Source organism: Sphingomonas sp. Leaf23 (genome assembly GCF_001421585.1).
GTDB lineage: Bacteria > Pseudomonadota > Alphaproteobacteria > Sphingomonadales > Sphingomonadaceae > Sphingomonas.
Genome location: NZ_LMKR01000006.1, coordinates 179,571 through 201,067 on the forward strand (window position 1 = coordinate 179,571; position 21,497 = coordinate 201,067).

Consider the following 21,497-nt stretch of genomic DNA (forward strand, 5'->3'; position numbering starts at 1 on the left):
CGCCCCCCGGCGTCACCCCGCCCTACCCGGCAAAGCCAGCGCGGATCGTCGCCAGCCTGGCGGTGACCAGCGCGGTCGTATCGCGGCCGACCCCGGCGTCGCGCGCGGCGTCAGGCCATCCCGCAACCGCATCGGCCACCTGTTCGACGATGGCCGCGACCCGTTTCGGCGCGATGCCGTGCACCGCCGCGATCCGGTCGACATGACCTCGCGTCGGCATCGCCCCCTCCCCCGCCACGGCCAGGTCGTGCTGGCCGCCCGGCCCGTCGGAAAAGGTCAGGTCGTACGCGGGGGCGAGGTGCCAGTCGCCGGCATCGTCCATCAGATACGCATGCTGCCGCCCATGGTCGTCGCGATTGCCCGCCAGTACGTTGAACACCATCCGGGTAAAGGCGGCGACGACGTCCCCCTCGTCCCGAGTGATCGCCCGCGTCGCGCGCAGGAACATGTCGTAATCGATCGTGCCCGCGACCTGCGGCGATGCCTCGATCGCGCCGGCCAGCGACACCATGTGCACCCGCGCCCCCGCCCCCGGCCGGTCGAACCGCCGCGCCGCGAACCAGGGCGGGCCGTGGCGCGCCGCGATCAGCCGGGTTTCGCCGATCGTCAGCCCGGCGGCGCGCGCCATCATGGCATAGGCCTGTTCGACCGGGCCGATATCGACCGGATCGGCGTGCGCGCGGAACTTCACGATCCACGCAGCATGGCCCGGCGGCAATTCGCCGTCGCCGATGCTGATCGCGCCATCGGGGCCGAAGCCGACATGCACCTTCGGCCTGGCACCACCCGACGCCCCGCCCAGATCGGCGAGCAGGTCGCCCAGCGCCCCGCCCTCCCCGCGCAAAATCGCCTGCGACTCCGCCGCCAGCGCGTCGAGGTCGATCGTCTCCGCCTCCGCCACCGGCGTCGTCGCCGGAGCAAAGGTCAGGCGCCCGCGCCCGTGATCGCCGACCAGCGCGAGCCGATCGAGCGCCGACAGCCGCCCCATATCGACGCCCAGCGCGGCAAGCCGCCGCCGCATCAGCAGCGCGCCCCAGCCTTCGGGCAGGCTGTCGGCCAGGAACCCATGCAGCCCGTCGAACGCGCGCGTCCGTGCCGCCTGCAACCCCGGCTCGGGCGGATAATGGAGCGGCGACAGCCGCCGGGCGTCGACGATCGCCGGCGCGGTCCATTCGAGCTGGGCAAGCCCCCCCGCCATCGCCACTCGCGCCGCCGGCGCTTCCCCATGCAGCGCAACATGCAGCGGCTGTCCGGGGGCGAGCCTCACCGGCTTGCCTTTCGCTGGTCGCTCAGCAGCGCGTCCATGCTGACGGCGGCGGGCGGCGGGAACAGCGCGTCCAGCGCATCCTCGCACCGCAGCGCGATCGCCGCACGCACCAGATCGTCGATCGACGCCTTCCCCTCCCCCTCCATCCGCCGCCAGGTGCGATACGACACGCCGGCACGGCTCGCGCTGTCGGCCTGGGTCATACCCATCGCCTTGCGCCGGGCGCGGATGCGGTCGCCCAATGCAGTGGCGAGTTCGACGGGGGTGTATAGCATCGGCCTTATATGGCCTATTCCATCGCGTATGTCGACCACAATGGCCGTATGTGGCCATCGACGCGCTGTTCCTACCCCGCCACCGGCAACACCAACCGGAACACCGCCCCCTGCCCCGGCACCAAACCGACGCTGCCGCGATGCGCCTCGACCAGCGAGCGCAGGATCGACAGGCCCAGCCCGGTGCCGCCCGCGGCGCGGCGGGTGGTGAAGAACGGTTCGAACACCCGCTCCCGATCGCCCGCCGCGATGCCGGGGCCGTCATCGGCCAGCGTCAGCGCGACCGAATCGTCCGCAACCGCCGCCGTGATCGCGATGTGCGTCGCGCCTGCCTGTCGGCTGTTGTCGATCAGCGTCGACAGCGCCGTCTCCACCACCCCGCGCGGCACGGCGACGGCGGGCAGCGGTTCTCTCGGCAGCGCGACCGCCAGCACGCTGGCATCCGCCGCCTGCGCCAGCACGTCGGTCAGGTCGGTCGCCGCCCCCGCCTCACGCGTCGCCATGTCGGCACGGGCCAGCTCCAGCAGCCGGCTGACCAGCAGGTTCAGCCGGTCGGCATCGGCGGCGATGTTCGCCAGGAAGCGCGCCCGGTCGTCCGCCCCCATGTCGCCATGGTCCTGCAACAGCTCGACCGCGCCGCGGATGCCGGCCAGCGGCGTCTTGAATTCATGGCTGACCGCATGGGCGAAGTCGCGCAGGTAGCGGGACCGATGGGTGATCGCCTGCGCCATCGTGCCGAAATCGCGGTACAGCGCCTGGATCTCGATCGCCGCCGTCGCGGGCGGGTCGGGCACATGGCCGCCACCGCCGGCCACCGCGCGCGTCGCATCGCGCAGCGCCTCGACCGGGCGCACGATCCCGCGCGACAACAGCCCGCTCAGGCCCACCAGCGTCGCAAAGATCGCGACGATGCCGAACGCGATCTTGCCGCGATCCTCATGCAGTCCCACGAACAGGCTGCGCGGCGACCGCGCCAGCAACAGCACGCCGACCACCCGCCCGCCGACGATCACCGGGCGCGCATGGTGGATGCGCAGGTTCGACGCGCGGCTGAGCCATTCGAACGGATAGTCGGGGCGATAGGCGGCGTTACGGCGCAGAGTCGTCACCGCCTGTCCGGCCCGCGCCGCGCGCACCTCCGCCAGATCGGCATAGCCGCTGCCCGCCGCCCCGCGCGCCAGGATGCGCCCCTCCGGATCGAGCAGCTGGATCGATGCCAGCGTCGTCGCCGCCGTCATCGCCAGCACCGGCGACAGCCGCTCCGCCCAGCGCTGCGCCTGCGGGTCCGCGCCCGGCATCGCCACCGCCGCCGGCCGTTCGGGCAGGATGCGCGACAGCCGCAGGTCGAGCGCCGAGCCATAGCCCGATCGCACGATTCCCGCCCCCTCCCCGCCCGGCCAGTCGCGCGCCGCCACCGCCGCCAGCACCGCGCCCTGCGCCACCAGTTCGGTCTCGGTCTGGCGCAGCAGGCTGTTTTCGTACACGCGCAGGAACAGCGCACCGAACCCCGGCAGCGCGGCCACGAACACGAACGTCGCAAGCAGGATCGTGCGCAGCCGCAGCCGGGGCCAGTGCCGCCGGACCACCGCCTTCACCGCAGCGATCACGCGCCGCATTGCCCCAGGCGATAACCGACGCCGGCACGCGTCTCCACCACGTCGTTCGCGCCCAGATCGGCGAATTTGGCGCGCAGGTTGCGGACATGGCTGTCGATCGTGCGGTCGGTGATCGCAAAGCCCGGCCCGTGCAGACGGTCGATGATCGCGTCACGGCTGAACACCTTCGACGGCATCGCCGCCAGTGTGCGCAAGATGCCGAATTCGGTGACGGTCAGCGCGACCGGCGCGTCGCCCCAGCTCGCCTGCCAGCCATCGGGGTCGAGGCGCAGCCGGCCGTGGACCAGCGGCGCGGCGGCGCTCTCCACCGCCGGCGGGCGCGTGCCGACGCGGCGCAGGATCGCCATCACCCGCGCCACGACCTCGCGCGGGGAAAACGGCTTCACCACATAATCGTCGGCGCCAAGCTCGATCCCCAGCACACGGTCGATCTCGTCGTCGCGGCTCGACAGGAACAGGATCGGCACGTCGCTGCTCGCGCGCAGACGGCGGCACACCTCGATCCCGTCCATGCGCGGCATGTTGATGTCGAGGACGATCAGGTCGGGCGCCTGCGCAGCCGCAATGGCCAGCGCCGCCTCACCATCGCCCGCCTCGATCGTGGACAGCCCCGCCTTGGCAAAGGCGAACGCCAGCAGCTGGCGGATATGCGGGTCGTCATCGGCGATCAGGATCGTGCGCGGCATGGGACACTGGATCAGCGCCAGCGGGGCGCAGGTCAAGGCTGCACCCGTTCGTACAACGATCCGCCGCAGTCGCGGCTGCGGGGGTCGATCGGCATATCTGCCGCGCGGCCTAGCTGGGCGCGAGCGGCGGACAGGCGACGGCTCCCCCGCGGCGTCCAACTGCCCCAATGCGACTGCCGCCACACCAGGTCGGCAAACAGCCGCTGCCGAACGACGCGAACGCGGTCGCGCGTCACGCCCGCCATTGGCCGCTTCTCCAGCTGGATTATCGGCAACAGCGCGCCGTCACCGATCGCACGCAGGTAGCACAGGTCGATCGCCTCGGGCTGCTTGGCCCGCACATTATAGGCCGCCGCCGCCGCGCCCAGATCGACGACGCCGCAAACGCTCAGCACCAGTCCCGCCGCCAGCGCATTGGCGTTGACCAGCCACCGCGCACTCTTGGCCCCCAGAATCCGCCATCCAATCAGCACCAACCCCAGCGCGACCAGCGCCATCCACAACAATGCCGCGATCCGCCACGCGGTCAGCATCGATTCGTCGATATAGTCGATCGTACGCAGCGCGCTGGAGGCGACCAGCACCAAATTCTGCGCGACCCACAGCGTCACGAGCCGCCGCGCCCAGCGATTGCCGGCGCTGGCACTGCCCGGCCGCAGCATCGCCAGCGCCAGCACGCCGGCGGTACAGGCGGTGACGATCAGCGGATAGGCGCCGCGATGGGCATATTCCGCCGCGCTCATGCCGTCGGGCAGCCCCGCCCCGCTCCACAGGAACGCGATGTCGAGTGCGTTCTGTACGGCAAAGATCAGATTGAACACGACCAGCGCCAGCATGACCGAGGGCAGCGACGTGCCCGGAATCCGCGGCTCAGGCTCGGGCAGCCATGCCGCGATCCGCAGCACCGCCCCGCGCGGGCGAAATGCCGGCCATGCCGCCAGCGCGACCACCGCCCATAGCGTCATCTGCCACGTTTCGGGCAGTTGGATTGTGCTAAAGGCGTTTTCAATCAACGGGTTGGCACTGACGAACAGCGTCAGGAACAGGATGCTGCCGAGGATCGGCAGCGCCAACACGGCGGCGACACGCACCGGCGACACGCCCCTGCCCCGCACGGCTCCCATCCGCTTGAGGTCAAACGGCAATGCAAACGGCGTGCTTAGCCCGTGGACCAGCAGCCGCATCGCCCAACGCCACGCATCGTCGAACGCCCGCACCTTTGGCAGCAACGCGGCAACCGACAGCGCGGCCCAGAACAGCCCCCATGCCAGCGGCCCCGGATCGTCGAACAACATGGCGGCGAACAGCAGCGCCGCGCCGACCGCCCCCCACGCCGCGCGGCTATGCCGGATATCGCGCCGGGCCATCACCAGCAATGCCAGCCACGCCGCGGCCAGCGCACCGACTCTGGCGCCCTCGAACCCATCGGGGAACAGCCAGTGAAACAACAGGACGACTGCGACCGTGGCGGCGACCTTGGACAGGAAACTGAAGCGCATCGTGCGGCTCCCTTTTGACGACAGGAGCCACCGGGATAGAAGGGGGCGGTCGACGGGTGGTCCGCCGCTGCGGGAGGTTTCGCGCAGGGGTTGTGCAGTTCCGGTGCAGCCGGGTGCCCCTGCCCTTCTTCCAACCAAAAGAATCAAACCCATCCCGCCGGTTAGACGGTTTCTTAGAAGGTTAGCGGGTTAAGGGGCGGTGGACGGTGCCCAACTCGGCAGTTTCCCGCGATTCGCCGGGCGGCACGCGTTCCTGAAGGATCGGCATTTCGTTCCCGAAGGATCGACGGTCCCGTTCCCGATGTGGCGGGCAACCGTTCCCGAAAGGTCGAGCCGCGTTCCCGGAGTGTCGATGCCTGCCGCAATCGGGCGAAACCGGCGGTGCGTTTGAATCAATTCGCACCGGGCAGGCGACGAACTCGTTCAAACCGGGCAACCGCTGTCCAACAATGGCACGGATGCGGTTCGGGTGGGTCACCACAGCCGACACTTCGGGAACGCTTTTAGGGCAATCGGCCGGTTGGCGAATGCGGTCCCACTTCTTGTTGCGTCGATCCGCGTCCGTGCAAGAGATTCACTTTCCGTCCTTTCAGGGGGGCGCTACGCCTGTCTTGCCGGTAACCCTGTGTCCAATCAGCACGCAGGCCGTACCTTCGCGCGCAGGGGGGCCAAGGGAAGGGAAGGGCGTCGTTTGCGGCTCTGGCCCCCCGCCTGCGCGGGGGTAAGTGTCACCGAGATTATGGCTAGTCGGTTCGACCAGCATCGTCGAGCCGACGCAGGTGGCCTCAACCGGCTCCTTTGTTGCCGGGAGCTGGCAGATTCCAGCCTTTGCTTGGATGACGTCTAGCGCAAACCGCATGGACCATAATTCCGGTTCGACCGGCATTCGGTCTTTGCCCTCCCTGAAAAGGGAAGGGGGAGTTGACCCTTTTGCGGGCGTAGCTTTTCCTCGCCGCGTGACCCAGCTTTTGCTTCCTTGCGGGGAGGTGAGGCGCTTCGGATTCCTGTCGGCATGCCCTTGGGGCCAATGCGGGGAAGCCGTCACCGGACGGCCGCAACGCCCGGCCGTCGCGCGGTCCCGCCAACCGTCGGGGGCAGGGGGCCGCGCTTCGACGCAAGCCGCCGCCGCTATCGCCCCAGTTCGTGGCGGTGTTTCGCGTCGAAGCGCCGGACATAGCCGATGAACGCCGCCTGGTAATTGACCGGGGTACGGGCCGGATCGCCGTCGATCCACGAGCGGAAGTCGGCGTGAAGCTGGTGATAGTCCCATCCCGGACATTCGCCGCGCAGCATCTCCAGCGTTTGGGTGCTGATCTCGCCGTCATGCGCGCGCGCCGCGAGGCCCCGGATCGACGCACGGATCATCGCGGCGGCATCGACCAGTTCCTCGGTACGCGCGGGCGACGGCGCGGGGCTGCTGACCGGCACGGGAGCAGGGGCAGGGGAGGGCGCGACGCTGGCGGTGCGCACCGCGTCGCTGCGCCGTCGCATGCGGACCATCGGCTCGCGCTTGCCCTCGCCCTGTTCCAGCAGCAGCGTATAGCCCGGCAGCTCGTCGCGCTCGGCGATCTTGGCGATCTCGAACTTGAAGCGGCGATATTGCCCCTCCGCGCCCGATTTCTCGAACAGCGTCGGCATCGAGATCGCAAAGCCCGCCTCGCCCGCGCCGCCGGCATGTTTGCGCGCGACGCGGTACAGCCAGCGCTCGCGCCCGCCGGTCAGGTCGAAATAGGCGCGGTCGATCGACAGCACGCCGCCGGTCATCATCACCCCTTCCCAGAACCAGTTCGACAGCTCGATCGTCATGCCGCGCGACCGTTCGGTCTTTTCATCGACCAGCTGGGTCCAGCCATCCAGCCAGCTGAACGTCGCCTCGCGCCTGTTCTCCGCACGGATATTGGTCTTGATCGTCGTCGCCACCAACCGGTCGAGCGCTTGGCCCAGCAGCTCGTACGCGCGGCCCGTCGTCGGCCGCCCGATCGCACGCAGCAGGTCGTAGGGCATCAGGTGCAGCTTGCGCGGCACGTCATTGACCCCCCGCCTGGCCATGTCGGCCAGCACGCTCGCGCAATAGATCAGGATGTCGGCGTCCCAGATCGTCGCCATGCCATAATCGGCATTGGCCGACACATGCACCCACAACTTGCCGTCGGGGCTCTGGTAATCGATCGGCTTGACCCGTTTCGATTTGGCAAGGCTGAAGAATGGCCGCTCCATCATCTCGCGCTGATCGCGCAACGGCAGGTCGGCGAGATAGGGGAGGAACAGGTCGAACTGTTCGCTGCTCTTGTCGGGCGCGGGGCGGGTCATGCGGCGTTGCCCGAAAGTTTCCCCGGGGAAACTTTTCCGTGTGGGTCGGGAAGGCGGGAAGTCCCAAGGCTTATGTGCGGCAGCAACGACCCGGCTACCGCGAGGTAGTGGACCAAAAGTTTCCCCGGGGAAACTTGCCTCGTCCTAACGATAAGGCTCACGCGGGAGCGCGAAGGTCGCAGAAATACTGCGGGCAGGGCGATCGTCCGACGCCCCGCCAACGACACGGCGTACCGACCGAAAAGTTTCCCCGGGGAAACTTCGTGCATCACCGCTGCAGCCCGCGCCCCTGCGCCTCCAGTTCGGTGAGCAGGATGCGCAGCCCCATGGCCAGGTCATCGACGCTTGCGCCCGATCCGGCATGGAGGCGGAGCGTCACGCCCTGCCGGTTGGACGTCTGCACGCTCATTGCGGGCCGGCCCGTCGCCTGCAAGGTCCACACATGCGGCGGCACCTTCGTATTCCCGCGAGACGGCGCGTCGAGCAGCCGGCGCAGCACGTCGGGGGCGGGCAGGGTGGCCGTGCCCTTCGCCCGTGCCGCCGCCTGTTCGCGCGCCACGACCTTCGCCTCGGCCAGAATCGCCGCCGCCTGCCCCTTGTCGTCGAGCGCCTGCGCCAGCGCATAGCCGCCCTTCAGCTGCACCTCGGCCGGCGAGGCGAACGCGGCGACCACCGCATCGGGTAGCGTCGCCACCCGTAGCATCTTCGACAGCCAGCCCTTCGACAGCTTCAGCCGCTCGGCCATCCGCGTCGCGTGGTTGCCGTAATGGGTCTTCAGCGCCGCCGCATAGTTGCGCGCCCGTTCGAGGTCCGACACATCGGCCCGCGCGCGATTTTCCAGATCGGCGAGCCGGAACGCCGCCTCGTCGTCCAGCGTCGCGACCTGCGCGACAAACTGCATGTCGGGATAGCTGTGCGCGCGCAGCCACGAAATCGACCAGTGCCGCCGCGTGCCGGCGATCACCTCGTAATCATAGGCCGGATCGCCCTCGACCCGGCGGACCACCGCCGGCACCTTCTGCCCACCCTCGGCGATGATCGAATCGATCAGTTCGCGGCATCCCGCCTCGGTCAGATGGGCGTAGGAGCGCGCATTGCCCGGCCAGATCCGCACGCGCGCCGGATCGAGCAGCAGCTGCGTGACCTGCCGCACCTCGCCCGACGCCACCCGCGCCAATGCCGATTCGCGACCCAGCAGCGTCGTGCCGCGCAACCGCTCGGGCCCGCGCTCGGGCGGGGCAGGGGCGGGGGTGTCGGCCGGACCGTCGTCGAGCAACGCGGCCAGATAATCGGATTGCTTACGCGCCATGGGGTACCTCCGCGCGGAACATATGCAGAACTTTTCGTTGTAGGAAAGTGGGGGCGGGCGTAGCGGCGTACCCGGAACCTTGCTGTTCCCTCGCGCAGGCGGGGGTCCAGAGCCGCAGGCACTGTCCTGTCGTTACCCTGGACCCCCGCCTGCGCGGGGGTACGGGGAGGGTAGCGCGCGTGGTGGCAAACCCCGCCGTGTCCGCCTGCGCGAACACGTCGAACGGGCTGCTGGCCCGTCGGGCGAGCGGTTTGAGCGGACTGGCGCTGCGCGCTCGTTCGCCGCGCTGCGCGCAGTCAAACCGCTCAAACCGCCGCATTCAGAACCTCCTCTTCGCTCGCCGGCGTCACCCGCCCCCAACCCTGCCGCACCAGCTGCTCGATCTGCCCCATCGCTTCGTCGAGGTTCGCGCGGCAGCGTTTGTGCGTCTTGGGCGTGCCGATCGGCTTTTCGAGCTCATAGACCGTCATCATCCGCATCGCGGCATGGCTGATCTCGGCCGATTCGAGGATCGGGACGGGCAGGAGGGCCGGGCCGAAGCTCTGCTCCATGATCGCGCGCACCATCGCGTGGCTGGGATCGTTGCCGTCGAACTTCGAACAGATCAGCCGCACGAAGCTGTAGTCGACCTCGATCCCCGCCGTCCCCAATTGCTGCAGCACCTGGTCCATCATCGACAGGAACTGGACCGTTGAACAGAAATCGGGCGTCGTCGCCGCCAGCGGCACCAGCAGCGCGTTCGCCGCCTGCATCACGGCGAGGCTGATCGTGCCGAGCGCGGGCGGCGGGTCGAGCAGCACGATGTCGTAGTGGCGCGCCAGGTCGATCAGGCCCTGCTTCAGCTTGCGAAACCGCGCCGCCAGCACCGATGCGCCGTCCGATCCGGCCGCCGCCAGCTCATATTCGACGTCGAACAGCTCGAGGTTCGACGGGATCAGGTCGACGTTCGGCCACGGCGTGGCCTTGACCGCATAGGACAGGTCGTTCTGCGTGGGGTCGATCGAGAGATAGGGGTAGAGCGTCTCTTCGCGGGTGATGTTGAAATGCGGGTTGAAGCCGAACAGGGTCGTCGTCGTCGCCTGGCTGTCGCAATCGACCACCAGCACCCGGTATCCCTGCACCGCGAAATAATGGGCGAGGTGGGTGGTGACGGTCGATTTGCCGACCCCGCCCTTGAAGTTCTGCACCGCGATCACCGCCGGCACGTCGAGCGGCGCCCGCGCGGGCGACGCGCCCAGCACGTCGCGCATGTGCAGCAGTTCCTCGACGCTGTAGCCCAGACGTCGGCCATTGTCGGCAGCGGGGGCAGGGGGCAGCCGCCCGTCCTCCTCCGCCATGCGGATGCGGTTGGTTGAACAGCCGAGCAGCTGCGCCGCCTCGGCAATGCCGAAGCGGACGTTGAGCCCCTTGCGGCTTTCGGGCAGGAACGCCTTGCGCCGCAGCCGCTCGATCATCCGCTCGCCCGCGTCCGCCAGATCGCCGATCTGTGCCGTGATTGCATTCATGCTGCGCAGCATCCGCCCGTTTGAACCCTGATGCCGCGGTTATGCCACGAACAGCTTCAATCCGGCAAGCGATTGGGCGGATTGATTCAGTCCTGCCGCGCAGTCGGATTTTTGGAGGGCGGGAGAGGGGGAATGGCACTTGGCTGCCGCATGACAGACTCGATCCCCGATGAAGCGCCGATCCTGCACCCGGTATGGGCCGGCCATCGCCCAGTATTCCCGAACCGGTGGGGCAAGGACGCAAAAATACGCTGTCACTAGTACAAAGATACCAGGATATTTTCAGCGCGCGATCAATTGATGCGGCGTCGTCTTCGTCAGGGGATTCGGCAGGGCGGTACTGGCATCGCCCCGGTCGATACTGGCGAATGGCGGACGGGCGCTGGATTGTACCGGGTATTTTCCCCGGCATGACCATCGGCCCGCAACCCGCAACCTGATGGAGTCCTGCAATGAATATCGACACGCTCACCGGTTCGGCCACCAACCTTGGCGGCAAGCTGAAGGAAGGCATCGGCGCTGCGACCGGCAACGAGAAGCTGCGCGGCGAGGGCAAGGCCGACCAGCTGGGCGGTACGGTGCAGAAGACCTATGGCGATGCGAAGAACGCCGTCGAAGGATCGGTCGGCCCGCTGATCGACGAAGCGCGCCGGTTCATCCGTGAACGTCCGTTCGCCGCAGCGACGCTGGGCGGGGTGCTCGCCATCGCGATCATCAACACCCTGCGCGGCAAGTAACGCGTAACCGGCCCAGCTGGCCGGCATGGGCGGCGGATCGCTCCGGCGTTCCGCCGCCCGTTATCTTTCTCCGTATTTTTCCTGGAGCGCATGATGACTGCACCCGATCGTCCGCGGCCGATTGCCGCCGCGCGCCGCCTGGCGGCGGAAGCCTTTGGCACCTTCTGGCTCGTCGTTGGCGGCTGTGGCGCCGCCGTGCTGGCGGCGGGCGGCAATGTTCCCGGTTCGATCGGGCTGCTGGGCGTCGCCCTCGCCTTTGGCCTGACCGTGTTCACCATGGCCTTTGCCGTCGGGTTCATTTCCGGCGGGCATTTCAACCCGGCAGTCAGCGTCGGGCTGGTCGTCGCGGGCCGGTTTCCGGCGCGTGACCTGCCGGGCTATATCGTGGCGCAGCTGGTCGGCGCGACGCTGGGCGCGGCGGTCGTCGCGCTGCTCGCATCGGGGCAGCCGGGCTTTGACCTCGCCGCCAGCGGGCTTGCCGCTAACGGCTATGGCGCACATTCGCCCGGCGGCTACAGCCTGACCAGCGCATTCGTCGCCGAAGCGGTGCTGACCGCCGGCTTCCTGCTGGTGATCGTGGGCGCGACCGACAGCCGTTCGGCCGCACCGTTCGCCGCGCTTGCGATTGGCCTTGCGCTGACGCTGATCCACCTGATCTCGATCCCGATCACCAACACGTCGGTCAACCCGGCGCGCAGCACCGGCCCGGCACTGCTGGTCGGCGGATGGGCGCTGTCGCAGCTGTGGCTGTTCTGGATCGCGCCGCTGTCGGGCGCGGTCGTCGCCGGGCTGGCCAGTCGCTGGCTGTTCGCCCACAATCGCCAGGATCAGTCGCCCGGCCCGATCAGCGACATGCCGATCGAACGGATGGTCGACCACGACCGCCGGGCCGAGGCGGCACGGTGAGGGGCAGGGGAGGGGGTTGAACCCTCTCCCCCGACGTCACCCCGGGCTTGACCCGGGGTGACGGACGATGCGACGGACCGGCCGACCCCGCTCAGACCACCGCCGGCAGCTTGTCCAGATATTTGTCGAGCGTGATCGGATAGTCGCGCACGCGGATGCCGGTGGCATTGTAGACCGCGTTCGCCACCGCCGCGCCGACGCCGCACAGGCCCAGTTCGCCGACACCCTTCGCCTTCATTGGGTTCGCCTTGTCATCGGCTTCGGCGAGGAACGCGACCTCCTGGTGCGGGATGTCGGCATGGACCGGCACTTCGTAGCTGGCGAGGTCGTGGTTGACGAACAGGCCGAAGCGCGGGTCGACCGCCAGCTCCTCCATCAACGCCGATCCGACGCCCATCGTCATCGCGCCGATCACCTGGCTGCGCGCCGAGGTCGGGTTGATGATCCGCCCGGCGGCGCATACCGCCAGCATCCGCTGCACCCGCGTGACGCCGGTATAGGCATCGACCGCGACCTCGACGAAATGCGCGCCGAACGTGGCAAAGGCATATTGCTTGTCGAGTGCGCCGAACTCGATCTTGTCCTCGGCGCTAAGGCTGCCGGCGTCGCTCAGCGGAACGGAACGCCCGCCGCCGGTCACCTTGCCATCCGCGAACACTGCGTCGGCACCAAGCCCGAGCTTCTGCGTCACCTGCCCGCGCAGCGCGACACAGGCGGCATAGACGCCCGCCGTGCTGTTGGGCGCGCCCCATTGCCCGCCCGACCCGGCCGAGACCGGATAGGCGCTGTTGCCCAGGCGCACGTCGACCGCCTCTACGCCGACGCCCATCATCTCGGCGGCGGTCTGGGCGATGATCGTGTAGCTGCCGGTGCCGATATCGGTCATGTCGGTTTCGACCACGACCCGGCCGTTTTCCAACCGTACCCGCGCGCCCGATTTCATGTTCACATGGTTGCGGAACGCCGATGCGACGCCGACCCCGCGCAGCCATTTGCCGTCGCGGACCTGTGCGGGCTTCGGGTTGCGCTTGACCCAACCGAAGCGTTCGGCCCCTTCGGTCAGGCAGCGGACCAGCTGGCGCTGCGAAAACGGCTTGTTCGGGTTTGCCGGATCGACCTGCGTGTCGTTCTTGATACGGAACGCCACCGGGTCCATCCCCAGTTTTTCCGCCATTTCGTCCATCGCGACTTCGAGCGCCATCATGCCCGGTGCCTCGCCCGGCGCGCGCATCGCGTTCCCTTCGGGCAGGTCGAGCACCGCAAGCCGCATCGCCGCCAACCGGTTCGCGCCGGCATAGAGCAGCTTCGTCTGGTTGACCGCTGCTTCGGGGCCGCCATCCGGCTGATCGCCCGATCCGCTTTCATGGCCGATCGCGGTAATCGTGCCGTCCGGCGTACAGCCGATACGGACGCGTTGGCGCGTCGCGGGGCGGTGGGTGGCGTTGTTGGCCATCATCGGCCGCGCCATCGCGATCTTGACCGCGCGTTTCGCCGCCTTCGCGCCCAGTGCCGCCAGCACGGCGTCGGCGCGCAGGAACAGCTTTCCGCCGAAGCCGCCGCCGACATAGGGCGATTGCAGGCTGATCTTGTCCTTGGGGATGCCCAGCGTCTTGGCCAGGTCGCCGCGGCCCCAGTCGACCATCTGGTTCGAGGTCCAGATGGTCAGCCGGTCGCCGTCCCAGCGCGCGGTGGAGGCGAATGGCTCCATCATCGCATGGCTGTGGTCGGGGGTGGTATATTCGGCGTCGAGCTTGACCGGCGCGCTGGCATACGCACCCTCGAAATCGCCGACCCGTGCCTCGGGCTTGCCATCGTCGCCCGGGGCAGGCTTGGCGGATTTCAGGCCCTCTTCCAGATCGAACCGGCCCTTGGCGCGGGCAACATCGACGCGGACGAGGTTGGCGGCGGCGCGCGCCTGTTCAAAGGTTTCGGCGACGACCACCGCCACCGCCTGATGATAATGGTCGATCGCGGGGCCGGCGAGCAGCTTGACGGTATTCATCCGCCCCTTGCCCAAGGGGCCCGCGCTGTCGGCGGTAACGATCGCCAGCACGCCCGGCGCGGCGCGTGCGGCGGAAAGGTCGATCGAACGGATCGTCCCCTTGCCCACGCCCGCGCCGACGATCACGCCGTATGCAGCATCGGGCACGTCGCGGGCATGTTCGAACGCGTAGGGGGCAAGGCCGGCGACCTTTTTCGGGCCGTCGATGCGGGGGCGGGGACGGCCGACGACCGCTTGCCGGTCGATCGGGTTGGTACCGGCGGGGGTTTCGAACTTCATGGAATTACCCCTTCGCCTGCGCGATGACGGAGGCCAGCGCGCGGGTTGCGAGCGGCAGTTTGAACGCATTGTCCTTGGTCGGTGTCGCGCCCTGGAACGCGCGCGCGGTGACGGCGGCGGCGCCTTGGCGGAGCAGCGCGTCGGCTGCCTCCACCCGCCACGGACGCGGTGCCACGCCACCGAACGCGACGCGGCCGGTGCCGTCGCGCTGGATCACGGCGGCGACCGACACCAATGCATAGGCATAGGAGGCGCGGTCGCGGACCTTTTCGTAGAAATGCTTGCCGCCCAAGGGACGGGGCAGGGTGACGGCGGTAATCAGCTCGCCGGGCTGCAACACCGTGTCGAGGTCGGGCCGGTCGCCCGACAGCCGATGGAAGTCGGCGATCGGGATGCGCCGCGTCGCGCCGTTGCCATCGATCGTCTCGATCACCGCATCCAGCACGCGCATCGCGACGGCCATGTCGCCGGGGAAGGTGGCGATACAGGCGTTCGACACGCCAATCACGCCCAGCTGCCGCGAATAGCCGCCGATCGCGGCACAGCCCGACCCCGCCTTGCGCTTGTTGCAGGCCATGTTGGTGTCGTAGAAATAGGGGCAGCGGGTACGTTGCAGCAGGTTGCCCGCCGTCGTCGCCTTGTTGCGCAGCTGTCCGCTCGCGCCCGCGACGATCGCGCGGGTCAGCACGGCATAGTCGCGCCGCACGCGGTCATCGGCGGCCAGATCGGTGTTGCTGACCAGCGCGCCGATGCGCAGGCCGCCGTCCGACGTCTTTTCGATCCGGTCGAGCTTCAAATCCTGTACGTCGACCAGATGCGCGGGCGTTTCGATGTCCAGCTTCATCAGGTCGAGCAGGTTGGTGCCGCCGGCGATGAACTTGGCACCGGGGCGGGTGGCGACGATCCGCGCGGCCTCGGCCGGGTCCTTCGCGCGCTCATAGGTGAAAGCTCTCATGCGCCTGCGACCTCCGCCATGGCATCGGCAATGTTGGAATAGGCGCCGCAGCGACAGATATTGCCGCTCATCCGCTCGCGCAGTTCCATGTTCGTTGCCTGCGGCCGCTTGGTCAGGTCGCCCTGCACATGGCTCGGCACGCCGCGCTTGATCTCATCGAGGACCGCGACCGCCGAACAGATCTGGCCCGGCGTGCAATAGCCGCACTGGTATCCGTCATGCTTGACGAACGCCGCCTGCATCGGGTGCAGCTTGTCCGGCGTGCCCAGCCCCTCGATCGTGGTGATCGCGTCGCCTTCGTGCATTACCGCCAGCGTCAGGCAGCTGTTGATCCGCTTGCCCTCGACCATCACCGTGCACGCGCCGCACTGCCCATGGTCGCAGCCCTTCTTGGTGCCGGTCAGGTTCAGGTGTTCGCGCAGCGCGTCGAGCAGGGTCGTGCGCGTGTCGAGCGTCAGTTCGCGCACCTGTCCGTTGACCTTCAGCCGCACCGGCATCGTCGGCGGGGCGGCGGCGGGCGTTGCACCCTGTGCCGCCGCCGCCATCGGGCTGGCCGCCAGCGCCGCGCCCGCTGCACCCGCGGTCAGCACGCCCCGGCGCGATAGTTCGAAATCGGACGTGTCGCCCATGATGATGTTTCCTGTCAGCCCCCGGATGCTGCGCGGATTCTGCCGCAGCCGGATCGTAACGCGCGCGAACCGGAATAGGTTGCGGAACAGGACCGGATCGGTACGCGGCGACGCCTATCCCATCGCCGCCGCAAAATCCTCCGTTCGTGCTGAGTAGGGGCTGAGCGAAGTCGAAGACCCGTATCGAAGCACCTCGCCACGAGCGGTCCTTCGATACGCCCCTTCGACAAGCTCAGTGGCACCTCAGGACGAACGGGTGGGGATAATGGTATTACTTTCCACTACATCGCCGCCGCCAGCTGTTGCCCCGACAGCCACGCCGCCTCGACCCGGGGCGCGATCAGCCAGTCGCCGCAGGCACCAAGGCTGTCGGCATGATAGCAGCCGATCCCCGCGCCGTCCGACCGGGCATAGCGCCAGCGATGCGCCGCGCCATGCACCGGTTGGGGCAGGCCCGCGACGCGGCTTGCCAGGGCCGCCGTCAGCTGTTCGACCACCCAGTCACGTTCCGCCTCGATATGCTGCGCGGACCAGTCGGCGTCGGCGTGGATCGTCCATGCCTCGCCCCCGCTGCGCCCCGGCTTGGCGGGGTTGCGGGCCGCGCGGTCGATGATCCCGTCCCGCTCCAGCAGCGCGGGCGCATCGATCAGGCGGTCAAACCCCAGCATCACCGTCCAGCATGGCGCGGAAGCGTGCGCGCGCGCCAGCGTGGCGAGCGTGTCGTCCCGTTCCGCGACCAGCGGTGCGACCTGTTCGGCGGGCAGCGCCAGCACGACCGCCGCGAACGGCCCGGCCGCCTCCGCCTCCAGCGGCAACCACCAGCCCGCGTCGTCGCGGCGCAGCGCATAGACATGGGTCGACCAGCGCACGTCCAGCGCCTGCGCCATCGCGATCAATGGCGCCTCCATCGTCGGCCTGCCGACCCACGCATCGTCGCCCGCCGCCGGCCAGCGCGCGGCGACGCCCGCCGCCTCCCACGCCGCCAACTGCGCGATGAAACCCTCGTCGCGCGCGGTCATGTACAGCGCGCCGAAATCGAACGCGAAATCGCCCACGATCCGGCTCGCCATCCGACCGCTCGGCCGGCGGCCCTTGTCGAACAGCGCGACCGTCCGCCCCGCCGCCTTGAGCGCGGTGGCGCAGCTCAGGCCCGCCATGCCCGCCCCGATGATCGCGATATCGCCCATGCCTGTTCCTTAAGTTCGCTACCCGCTTTCGCTGCGATGCAACGCACGGGATGGACACGATGTTGCTCCCCGGCGTTTAGCGGTGCAAAGGCGAGTACGAAGCGGCCAATCGGGGCCGCCGGTCGGTTCGGTCAGCACGATGTCCCCAGGCGAGATGATTACCGGAAGTGCCGTCGCCGCCGTCGTCAGCGATCCGAATCTCCCCGACACGCCGATCGTCGCCTGCAACCAGGCGTTTATCGACCTGACCGGCTATGCCGAACATGAAATCCTCGGCCGCAACTGCCGGTTCCTGCGCGGGCCGGATACCGAGGAGGCCGCGACCGAGGAACTGCGCGCCGCCGTGCGCGAACGCCGTGCGACATTGGTCGAGGTACTGAACTACAAGAAGGACGGCACCCCGTTCCGCAACGCGGTGATGCTGGCCCCGATCTTTGCCGAGGACGGGTCGCTGCAATATATGCTCGGGTCGCAGATCGAGGTCGGCACCCGCCCCGACAGCGATGCCGCCGCGCGCATCGCCGCGCTCACCCCGCGCCAGCGCGATGTGCTGGACGGCGTGATGCGCGGGCTGCTCAACAAGCAGATCGCCTATGAACTGGGCATCAGCGAGCGCACGGTGAAGCTGCACCGCGCCGAGATGTTGCAGGCGCTGGGCTGTCGCACCGTGGCGGAGGCGATCCGCCTTGCGGTGGAGCAGGGGCTATAGGGCAGGGGAGAACCCCTGCGCCCACGCCGTCAGGTGAAATAGCCTTCCGCCTTCGCCTGGGTCGCCATGGTGAGGATGCGGAACGCGAGGATGCCGATCCAGAACAGCACGAACATCAGTGCCGCCCATTTGATCGCCGTCCGTTCCTTCTGTTCGATCCTGCGCATCGTTCGCACTCCTTCACATCAACAGGTCTTCGTAGAGATACTGGAAGCGGCGATGTCCCGACCGGTCGTGGTCGAGGGCAAGGCCGCCGCGCGTCGCAAAGAACGCCGCGCCACGTTCGCGAAGCGTCGCATCGCGCCCGGCGATCACGCTGTCGGGGGTGATGCCGACTGCCGCCGCCGTCGGGCGGGTTTGTGGATGATGCATGACGTTCTCCTGTCATTGCCGCTCACGGGAACCAACCGGCGGGTGGTGCGTCGGGTTGCCGCCCCTTGGGGCAGGATGGCGCTGTTCGGTTCAAGCAAGTGACTGAAAGTGCGTCATATTACCGGGCGTGCCGTTGCCGGCTGCCCGTTGGTACAGGTGCGACGATGGCCATGGTCCCCATGTTGCGACGCGACACAGGAAAGGGCGGCGTGCCGCCCGGAAAGGTTGCGTCCGATGTCCCGCCCCGCCAAGATCCTGATGACCTATCTGGGGGTCGTGCTGATGATGGCGATCCTCGCCCTGCTGGTTTTCTATCAGTTGAACCATGTCTGACCGGCTGACCGTCTGGTATGACGGCACCTGCCCGCTGTGCCTGCGTGAGATCGCCCTGATGCGGCGGCTCGATCGCGGGCGGCGGATCGATTTCGTCAATGTCGGCGATCCGCAGGCGGCATGCCCGATCGACCGCCGGCCGCTGCTCGCACGCTTTCATGCCCGCGAAGCCGGGCGGATCGTGTCGGGTGCGGCGGCGTTCGCCGCGATGTGGCGGGCGATCCCGCTGCTGCGCCCGTTCGGCCTTGCCGCGCGTAACCAGGTGGTGCTGCGCTGGCTGGAGGCGCTGTATCTGCGCTTCCTGCATGTCCGTCCGACGCTGCAACGGTGGGTACGATGATCCCGCGCCGCGACCCCGTCGCGCCGGGGCAGGTGAGCGTGTGGGACTTTCCGCGCCCGGCGATCGCGGAAGCCTGCGACCGGCGCATCCGCATCGAACACCGCGGACAGGTGATCGCCGACACGACCCGCGCCGTCCGCACGCTGGAGACCAGCCACCCGCCCAGCTATTACATCCCGCCCGCCGACATCGCGATGGAGCTGCTGCGTTCGGCACCGGGGCGGTCGCTGTGCGAATGGAAGGGGCAGGCGCGCTATTGGGATGTGGTCGTGGGCGACACCGTGCTGGCCCGCGTCGGGTGGAGCTATGCCGATCCGACCCCGGCGTTCCGCATCCTTGCCGACCATATCGCCTTCTATGCCGCACCGTTCGATCGCTGCACCGTCGACGGGGTTCCGGTCGTGCCGCAGCCCGGCGGCTTTTACGGTGGGTGGATCACCCCCGATCTGGCCGGCCCGTTCAAGGGCGGGCCCGGCACCATGGGCTGGTAACGCGACACCGCCCCCACTGCGGGTGCAGCAGGGGCGGCGCGGGGCGTTTGGGGCGTATGCCGATCAGCGGCCGGCGAGCGCGCGGTCGAGGTCGACGCCGCGGGCTTCCCAATCGCTGCGGGTCTTGCACACGCGGGTCAGGATGCGGCTGCCGGTGGTTTCGGTCTTGAAGCAGTAGCGGGCGTTCGGCGATGCCTTGTACGCGACGGCGGCGGGGCCTGCGGCCAGCGTGATCGCGATCGGCAGCGCGGCGGCGGTGGTGCCGACGACGGCGACCGGGGTCGGGGTCGGCGCGGCATTGGGTTCGGCGGCAAATGCCGAGGTGGTGGCAACCAGGCCGAGGACGATCGAAGCGGCGAAACGGATGGCGGTCATGTGCTTTCTCCCTGTATTCCGGCGTTGCTTCCGGTGATGCCAACTACTTTGCATCCGCCGTGCCAGTTTTACGGAACAAGCAATATCAATGGCTTACACTATGACTACAAATGTAGCTGTGGTATGTGCCGCCAATCCACAGCGGATTTTCCCAACCGTTGGTATCGCGCCGTCGCAACCCGTGCCCGCCCGCGGCGTTGAGTGTCGATCCGCGCAACCTTCATCCCCCGGAGCCGCATGTTCCACAGCACCAACCCCGCCACCGGGGAACAGTTCGCCACCCATGCCGAACTGACCGCCGACCAGCTCGACCACAAGATCGCGCTGGCCGCCGACGCCTATGCCCGCTGGCGGCTGACCCCGATCGCCGAGCGTGTCGCGCTGCTGCGCCGGATCGCCGATGCCTATGACGCCAATCGCGACCGGCTTGCCCGCATGGCGACCGACGAAATGGGCAAGACGCTGACATCCGCGCTGGCCGAGGTCGACAAATGCGCCGCCGCGTTCCGCCATTATGCCGATCACGGCCCGGCGATGCTGGAGCCGCAGCGTAGCGCGCTGACCGGTGGCGGCACGGCGGAGGTCACGTGGCTGCCACAGGGGCCGGTGCTGGCGATCATGCCGTGGAACTTCCCCTATTGGCAGGCGGTGCGCTTCCTGGCCCCGACCATCCTGGCGGGCAATGTCGCGCTGCTGAAACATGCCAGCATCGTGCAGGGCGTCGTCACGCTGATGGAGGAGATGACGCGCGACGCCGGCGCGCCCGAGGGGCTGTTCCAGAACCTGGCGATCAAGTCCTCGGCGATTGCCGACCTGATCGCCGACGACCGCATCGTCGCCGTCACGCTGACCGGCAGCGAAGGGGCGGGGATCTCCGTCGCCGAACAGGCCGGGCGCAACCTGAAGAAAGTGGTGCTGGAACTCGGCGGGTCGGACCCGTTCGTCGTGATGCCGTCGGCCGATCTCGACGCGGCGGTGCAGGCGGCGGTGACCGGCCGCATCCAGAATAGCGGCCAGTCGTGCATCTGCGCCAAGCGGATGATCGTCCATGCCGATATCTACGACGCGTTCCTCGACCGGTTTTCGGCGGCGATGCGCGCGGTGAAGCCGGGCGACCCGACCGATCCCGACAGCGACATGGGGCCGCTCAGCAGCTTCGAACAGCGCGATACGGTGCTGAAGCAGCTCGAAGAGGCCAAGCGGCAGGGCGCGACGCTGTTGTTCGGCGGAGAGCAGCCCGACCTGCCCGGCGCGTATCTGACCGCCGGCATCCTGACCGACGTGCCGCTCGACAGCGCACTGATGGCGGAGGAGATTTTCGGCCCCATCGCGATGGTCTTTCGCGCGGCCGATATCGACGAGGCGATCGACATCGCCAATGCCATCCCGTTCGGCCTCGGTTCGGCAGTGTGGACCAACGACGTGGCCGAACAGGACCGCTTCGTCCGCGACATCGCGGCGGGGATGACCGCGATCAACCAGATGCTGGCGTCGTCGCCCGAGGCGCCGTTCGGCGGGATCAAGCGGTCGGGCCATGGCCGCGAACTCGGGCCGTTCGGGCTGCACGAGTTCATGAACCTGAAGACGGTGTTCCGGCCCTAGAGCGGTTTCCGACCATCTTGCACCACCGTCATCGCCCTGCGGGCGACCGCTGACGCGGCGGGGCGCTTTCGATCCGGGACTGCGTTGCTCGTCGGTCACGATGCTATTGCATC

General features: G+C 68.5%; 21 protein-coding genes. 6 read left to right on the forward strand and 15 right to left on the reverse strand.

The genetic code is table 11. The annotated features are described in order from the left end of the window. Positions 1-22: 22 nt before the first annotated feature. The 8 genes from ASE67_RS16760 to ASE67_RS16795 form a co-directional block, all read right to left on the reverse strand. Entirely contained in the window at positions 23-1,267 is a 1,245-nt protein-coding gene (locus ASE67_RS16760; RefSeq protein WP_055763932.1) for a type II toxin-antitoxin system HipA family toxin, read from the reverse strand. After that, positions 1,264-1,542, reverse strand: a complete 279-nt coding sequence (locus ASE67_RS16765; RefSeq protein WP_055763935.1) for a helix-turn-helix domain-containing protein — start codon at positions 1,540-1,542, stop codon at positions 1,264-1,266. The genes ASE67_RS16760 and ASE67_RS16765 overlap by 4 nt, the downstream gene beginning before the upstream one ends. A 71-nt stretch (positions 1,543-1,613) precedes the next feature. Then, complete coding sequence (locus ASE67_RS16770; RefSeq protein ID WP_235511969.1) at positions 1,614-3,158, reverse strand: sensor histidine kinase; 1,545 nt, start codon at positions 3,156-3,158, stop codon at positions 1,614-1,616. After that, positions 3,146-3,880, reverse strand: coding sequence for a response regulator transcription factor (locus ASE67_RS16775; RefSeq protein ID WP_235511970.1), 735 nt, complete (start codon positions 3,878-3,880; stop codon positions 3,146-3,148). The genes ASE67_RS16770 and ASE67_RS16775 overlap by 13 nt, the downstream gene beginning before the upstream one ends. Further along, entirely contained in the window at positions 3,877-5,343 is a 1,467-nt protein-coding gene (locus ASE67_RS16780) for a DUF4153 domain-containing protein (RefSeq protein ID WP_055763937.1), read from the reverse strand. The genes ASE67_RS16775 and ASE67_RS16780 overlap by 4 nt, the downstream gene beginning before the upstream one ends. Positions 5,344-6,471: 1,128 nt before the next feature. Then, positions 6,472-7,653, reverse strand: a complete 1,182-nt coding sequence (locus ASE67_RS16785; RefSeq protein WP_055763939.1) for a replication initiator protein A — start codon at positions 7,651-7,653, stop codon at positions 6,472-6,474. Between the two features lie 268 nt (positions 7,654-7,921). Continuing rightward, positions 7,922-8,962, reverse strand: a complete 1,041-nt coding sequence (locus ASE67_RS16790; RefSeq protein WP_055763942.1) for a ParB/RepB/Spo0J family partition protein — start codon at positions 8,960-8,962, stop codon at positions 7,922-7,924. 305 nt (positions 8,963-9,267) lie between these two features. Next, complete coding sequence (locus ASE67_RS16795; RefSeq protein ID WP_055764028.1) at positions 9,268-10,467, reverse strand: AAA family ATPase; 1,200 nt, start codon at positions 10,465-10,467, stop codon at positions 9,268-9,270. A 452-nt stretch (positions 10,468-10,919) separates the two neighbouring features. Here ASE67_RS16795 and ASE67_RS16800 point away from each other — a divergent pair, with 452 nt between their 5' ends. Continuing rightward, positions 10,920-11,204, forward strand: a complete 285-nt coding sequence (locus tag ASE67_RS16800; protein ID WP_055763943.1) for a CsbD family protein — start codon at positions 10,920-10,922, stop codon at positions 11,202-11,204. Between the two features lie 90 nt (positions 11,205-11,294). Further along, positions 11,295-12,110 carry an aquaporin Z gene (gene aqpZ / locus ASE67_RS16805; protein WP_443025611.1) on the forward strand — a complete coding sequence of 272 codons (816 nt, stop codon included), beginning with the start codon at positions 11,295-11,297 and terminating at the stop codon, positions 12,108-12,110. Positions 12,111-12,201: 91 nt separating this feature from the next. On the opposite strand, the gene paoC is transcribed toward aqpZ, so the two are convergent. From paoC to ASE67_RS16825, 4 genes are all read right to left on the reverse strand, one after another. Continuing rightward, positions 12,202-14,391, reverse strand: coding sequence for an aldehyde oxidoreductase molybdenum-binding subunit PaoC (gene paoC / locus ASE67_RS16810; protein ID WP_055763946.1), 2,190 nt, complete (start codon positions 14,389-14,391; stop codon positions 12,202-12,204). A gap of 4 nt (positions 14,392-14,395) precedes the next feature. After that, positions 14,396-15,346, reverse strand: coding sequence for an FAD binding domain-containing protein (locus tag ASE67_RS16815; RefSeq protein WP_055763948.1), 951 nt, complete (start codon positions 15,344-15,346; stop codon positions 14,396-14,398). Continuing rightward, the gene (paoA, locus tag ASE67_RS16820; protein WP_055763950.1) at positions 15,343-15,975 is read right to left on the reverse strand and encodes an aldehyde dehydrogenase iron-sulfur subunit PaoA; all 633 of its coding nucleotides are present in this window, start codon (positions 15,973-15,975) and stop codon (positions 15,343-15,345) included. Before paoA ends, ASE67_RS16815 begins: the two co-directional genes overlap by 4 nt. A gap of 281 nt (positions 15,976-16,256) precedes the next feature. Beyond that, positions 16,257-17,162, reverse strand: coding sequence for an NAD(P)/FAD-dependent oxidoreductase (locus ASE67_RS16825; protein ID WP_055763952.1), 906 nt, complete (start codon positions 17,160-17,162; stop codon positions 16,257-16,259). A gap of 154 nt (positions 17,163-17,316) precedes the next feature. On the opposite strand from ASE67_RS16825, the gene ASE67_RS16830 reads away from it, so the two are divergent. Further along, positions 17,317-17,871 (forward strand): LuxR C-terminal-related transcriptional regulator, encoded by a 555-nt coding sequence (locus ASE67_RS16830; protein ID WP_082457218.1) that lies wholly within the window; start codon positions 17,317-17,319, stop codon positions 17,869-17,871. Positions 17,872-17,900: 29 nt separating this feature from the next. On the opposite strand, the gene ASE67_RS18315 is transcribed toward ASE67_RS16830, so the two are convergent. Together ASE67_RS18315 and ASE67_RS16835 are read right to left on the reverse strand one after the other, a co-directional pair. Continuing rightward, positions 17,901-18,038: a hypothetical protein gene (locus tag ASE67_RS18315; RefSeq protein ID WP_156348676.1), complete on the reverse strand. Its 138-nt coding sequence runs from the start codon at positions 18,036-18,038 to the stop codon at positions 17,901-17,903. Between the two features lie 13 nt (positions 18,039-18,051). After that, positions 18,052-18,243, reverse strand: a complete 192-nt coding sequence (locus ASE67_RS16835) for a hypothetical protein (protein ID WP_055763957.1) — start codon at positions 18,241-18,243, stop codon at positions 18,052-18,054. A 325-nt stretch (positions 18,244-18,568) separates the two neighbouring features. Between ASE67_RS16835 and ASE67_RS16840 the strand changes: the two genes are divergently transcribed. Both ASE67_RS16840 and ASE67_RS16845 read left to right on the forward strand, forming a co-directional pair. Continuing rightward, complete coding sequence (locus tag ASE67_RS16840) at positions 18,569-18,916, forward strand: thiol-disulfide oxidoreductase DCC family protein (protein ID WP_055763959.1); 348 nt, start codon at positions 18,569-18,571, stop codon at positions 18,914-18,916. After that, positions 18,913-19,407 (forward strand): DUF427 domain-containing protein, encoded by a 495-nt coding sequence (locus ASE67_RS16845; protein WP_055763961.1) that lies wholly within the window; start codon positions 18,913-18,915, stop codon positions 19,405-19,407. The genes ASE67_RS16840 and ASE67_RS16845 overlap by 4 nt, the downstream gene beginning before the upstream one ends. A 63-nt stretch (positions 19,408-19,470) precedes the next feature. On the opposite strand, the gene ASE67_RS16850 is transcribed toward ASE67_RS16845, so the two are convergent. Next, the gene (locus ASE67_RS16850) at positions 19,471-19,782 is read right to left on the reverse strand and encodes a hypothetical protein (protein WP_055763963.1); all 312 of its coding nucleotides are present in this window, start codon (positions 19,780-19,782) and stop codon (positions 19,471-19,473) included. 237 nt (positions 19,783-20,019) lie between these two features. On the opposite strand from ASE67_RS16850, the gene ASE67_RS16855 reads away from it, so the two are divergent. Beyond that, positions 20,020-21,384 carry an NAD-dependent succinate-semialdehyde dehydrogenase gene (locus tag ASE67_RS16855; RefSeq protein ID WP_055763965.1) on the forward strand — a complete coding sequence of 455 codons (1,365 nt, stop codon included), beginning with the start codon at positions 20,020-20,022 and terminating at the stop codon, positions 21,382-21,384. Positions 21,385-21,497 lie beyond the last annotated feature (113 nt).

Excerpts from the sequence above, each read along its gene's own strand:
- ASE67_RS16800 (WP_055763943.1), top strand. The coding sequence starts at position 10,920 with ATGAATATCGACACGCTCACCGGTTCGGCCACCAACCTTGGCGGCAAG.
- ASE67_RS16825 (WP_055763952.1), bottom strand. The coding sequence starts at position 17,162 with ATGGGCGATATCGCGATCATCGGGGCGGGCATGGCGGGCCTGAGCTGC.
- ASE67_RS16795 (WP_055764028.1), bottom strand. The coding sequence starts at position 10,467 with ATGAATGCAATCACGGCACAGATCGGCGATCTGGCGGACGCGGGCGAG.
- ASE67_RS16815 (WP_055763948.1), bottom strand. The coding sequence starts at position 15,346 with ATGAGAGCTTTCACCTATGAGCGCGCGAAGGACCCGGCCGAGGCCGCG.
- ASE67_RS16785 (WP_055763939.1), bottom strand. The coding sequence starts at position 7,653 with ATGACCCGCCCCGCGCCCGACAAGAGCAGCGAACAGTTCGACCTGTTC.
- ASE67_RS16845 (WP_055763961.1), top strand. The coding sequence starts at position 18,913 with ATGATCCCGCGCCGCGACCCCGTCGCGCCGGGGCAGGTGAGCGTGTGG.
- paoA (WP_055763950.1), bottom strand. The coding sequence starts at position 15,975 with ATGGGCGACACGTCCGATTTCGAACTATCGCGCCGGGGCGTGCTGACC.
- ASE67_RS16835 (WP_055763957.1), bottom strand. The coding sequence starts at position 18,243 with ATGCATCATCCACAAACCCGCCCGACGGCGGCGGCAGTCGGCATCACC.
- ASE67_RS16830 (WP_082457218.1), top strand. The coding sequence starts at position 17,317 with ATGATTACCGGAAGTGCCGTCGCCGCCGTCGTCAGCGATCCGAATCTC.
- ASE67_RS16855 (WP_055763965.1), top strand. The coding sequence starts at position 20,020 with ATGTTCCACAGCACCAACCCCGCCACCGGGGAACAGTTCGCCACCCAT.
- ASE67_RS16850 (WP_055763963.1), bottom strand. The coding sequence starts at position 19,782 with ATGACCGCCATCCGTTTCGCCGCTTCGATCGTCCTCGGCCTGGTTGCC.
- ASE67_RS16770 (WP_235511969.1), bottom strand. The coding sequence starts at position 3,158 with ATGCGGCGCGTGATCGCTGCGGTGAAGGCGGTGGTCCGGCGGCACTGG.
- ASE67_RS16765 (WP_055763935.1), bottom strand. The coding sequence starts at position 1,542 with ATGCTATACACCCCCGTCGAACTCGCCACTGCATTGGGCGACCGCATC.
- ASE67_RS16840 (WP_055763959.1), top strand. The coding sequence starts at position 18,569 with ATGTCTGACCGGCTGACCGTCTGGTATGACGGCACCTGCCCGCTGTGC.
- ASE67_RS16780 (WP_055763937.1), bottom strand. The coding sequence starts at position 5,343 with ATGCGCTTCAGTTTCCTGTCCAAGGTCGCCGCCACGGTCGCAGTCGTC.
- ASE67_RS16790 (WP_055763942.1), bottom strand. The coding sequence starts at position 8,962 with ATGGCGCGTAAGCAATCCGATTATCTGGCCGCGTTGCTCGACGACGGT.
- paoC (WP_055763946.1), bottom strand. The coding sequence starts at position 14,391 with ATGAAGTTCGAAACCCCCGCCGGTACCAACCCGATCGACCGGCAAGCG.
- ASE67_RS18315 (WP_156348676.1), bottom strand. The coding sequence starts at position 18,038 with ATGCGCAGGATCGAACAGAAGGAACGGACGGCGATCAAATGGGCGGCA.
- aqpZ (WP_443025611.1), top strand. The coding sequence starts at position 11,295 with ATGATGACTGCACCCGATCGTCCGCGGCCGATTGCCGCCGCGCGCCGC.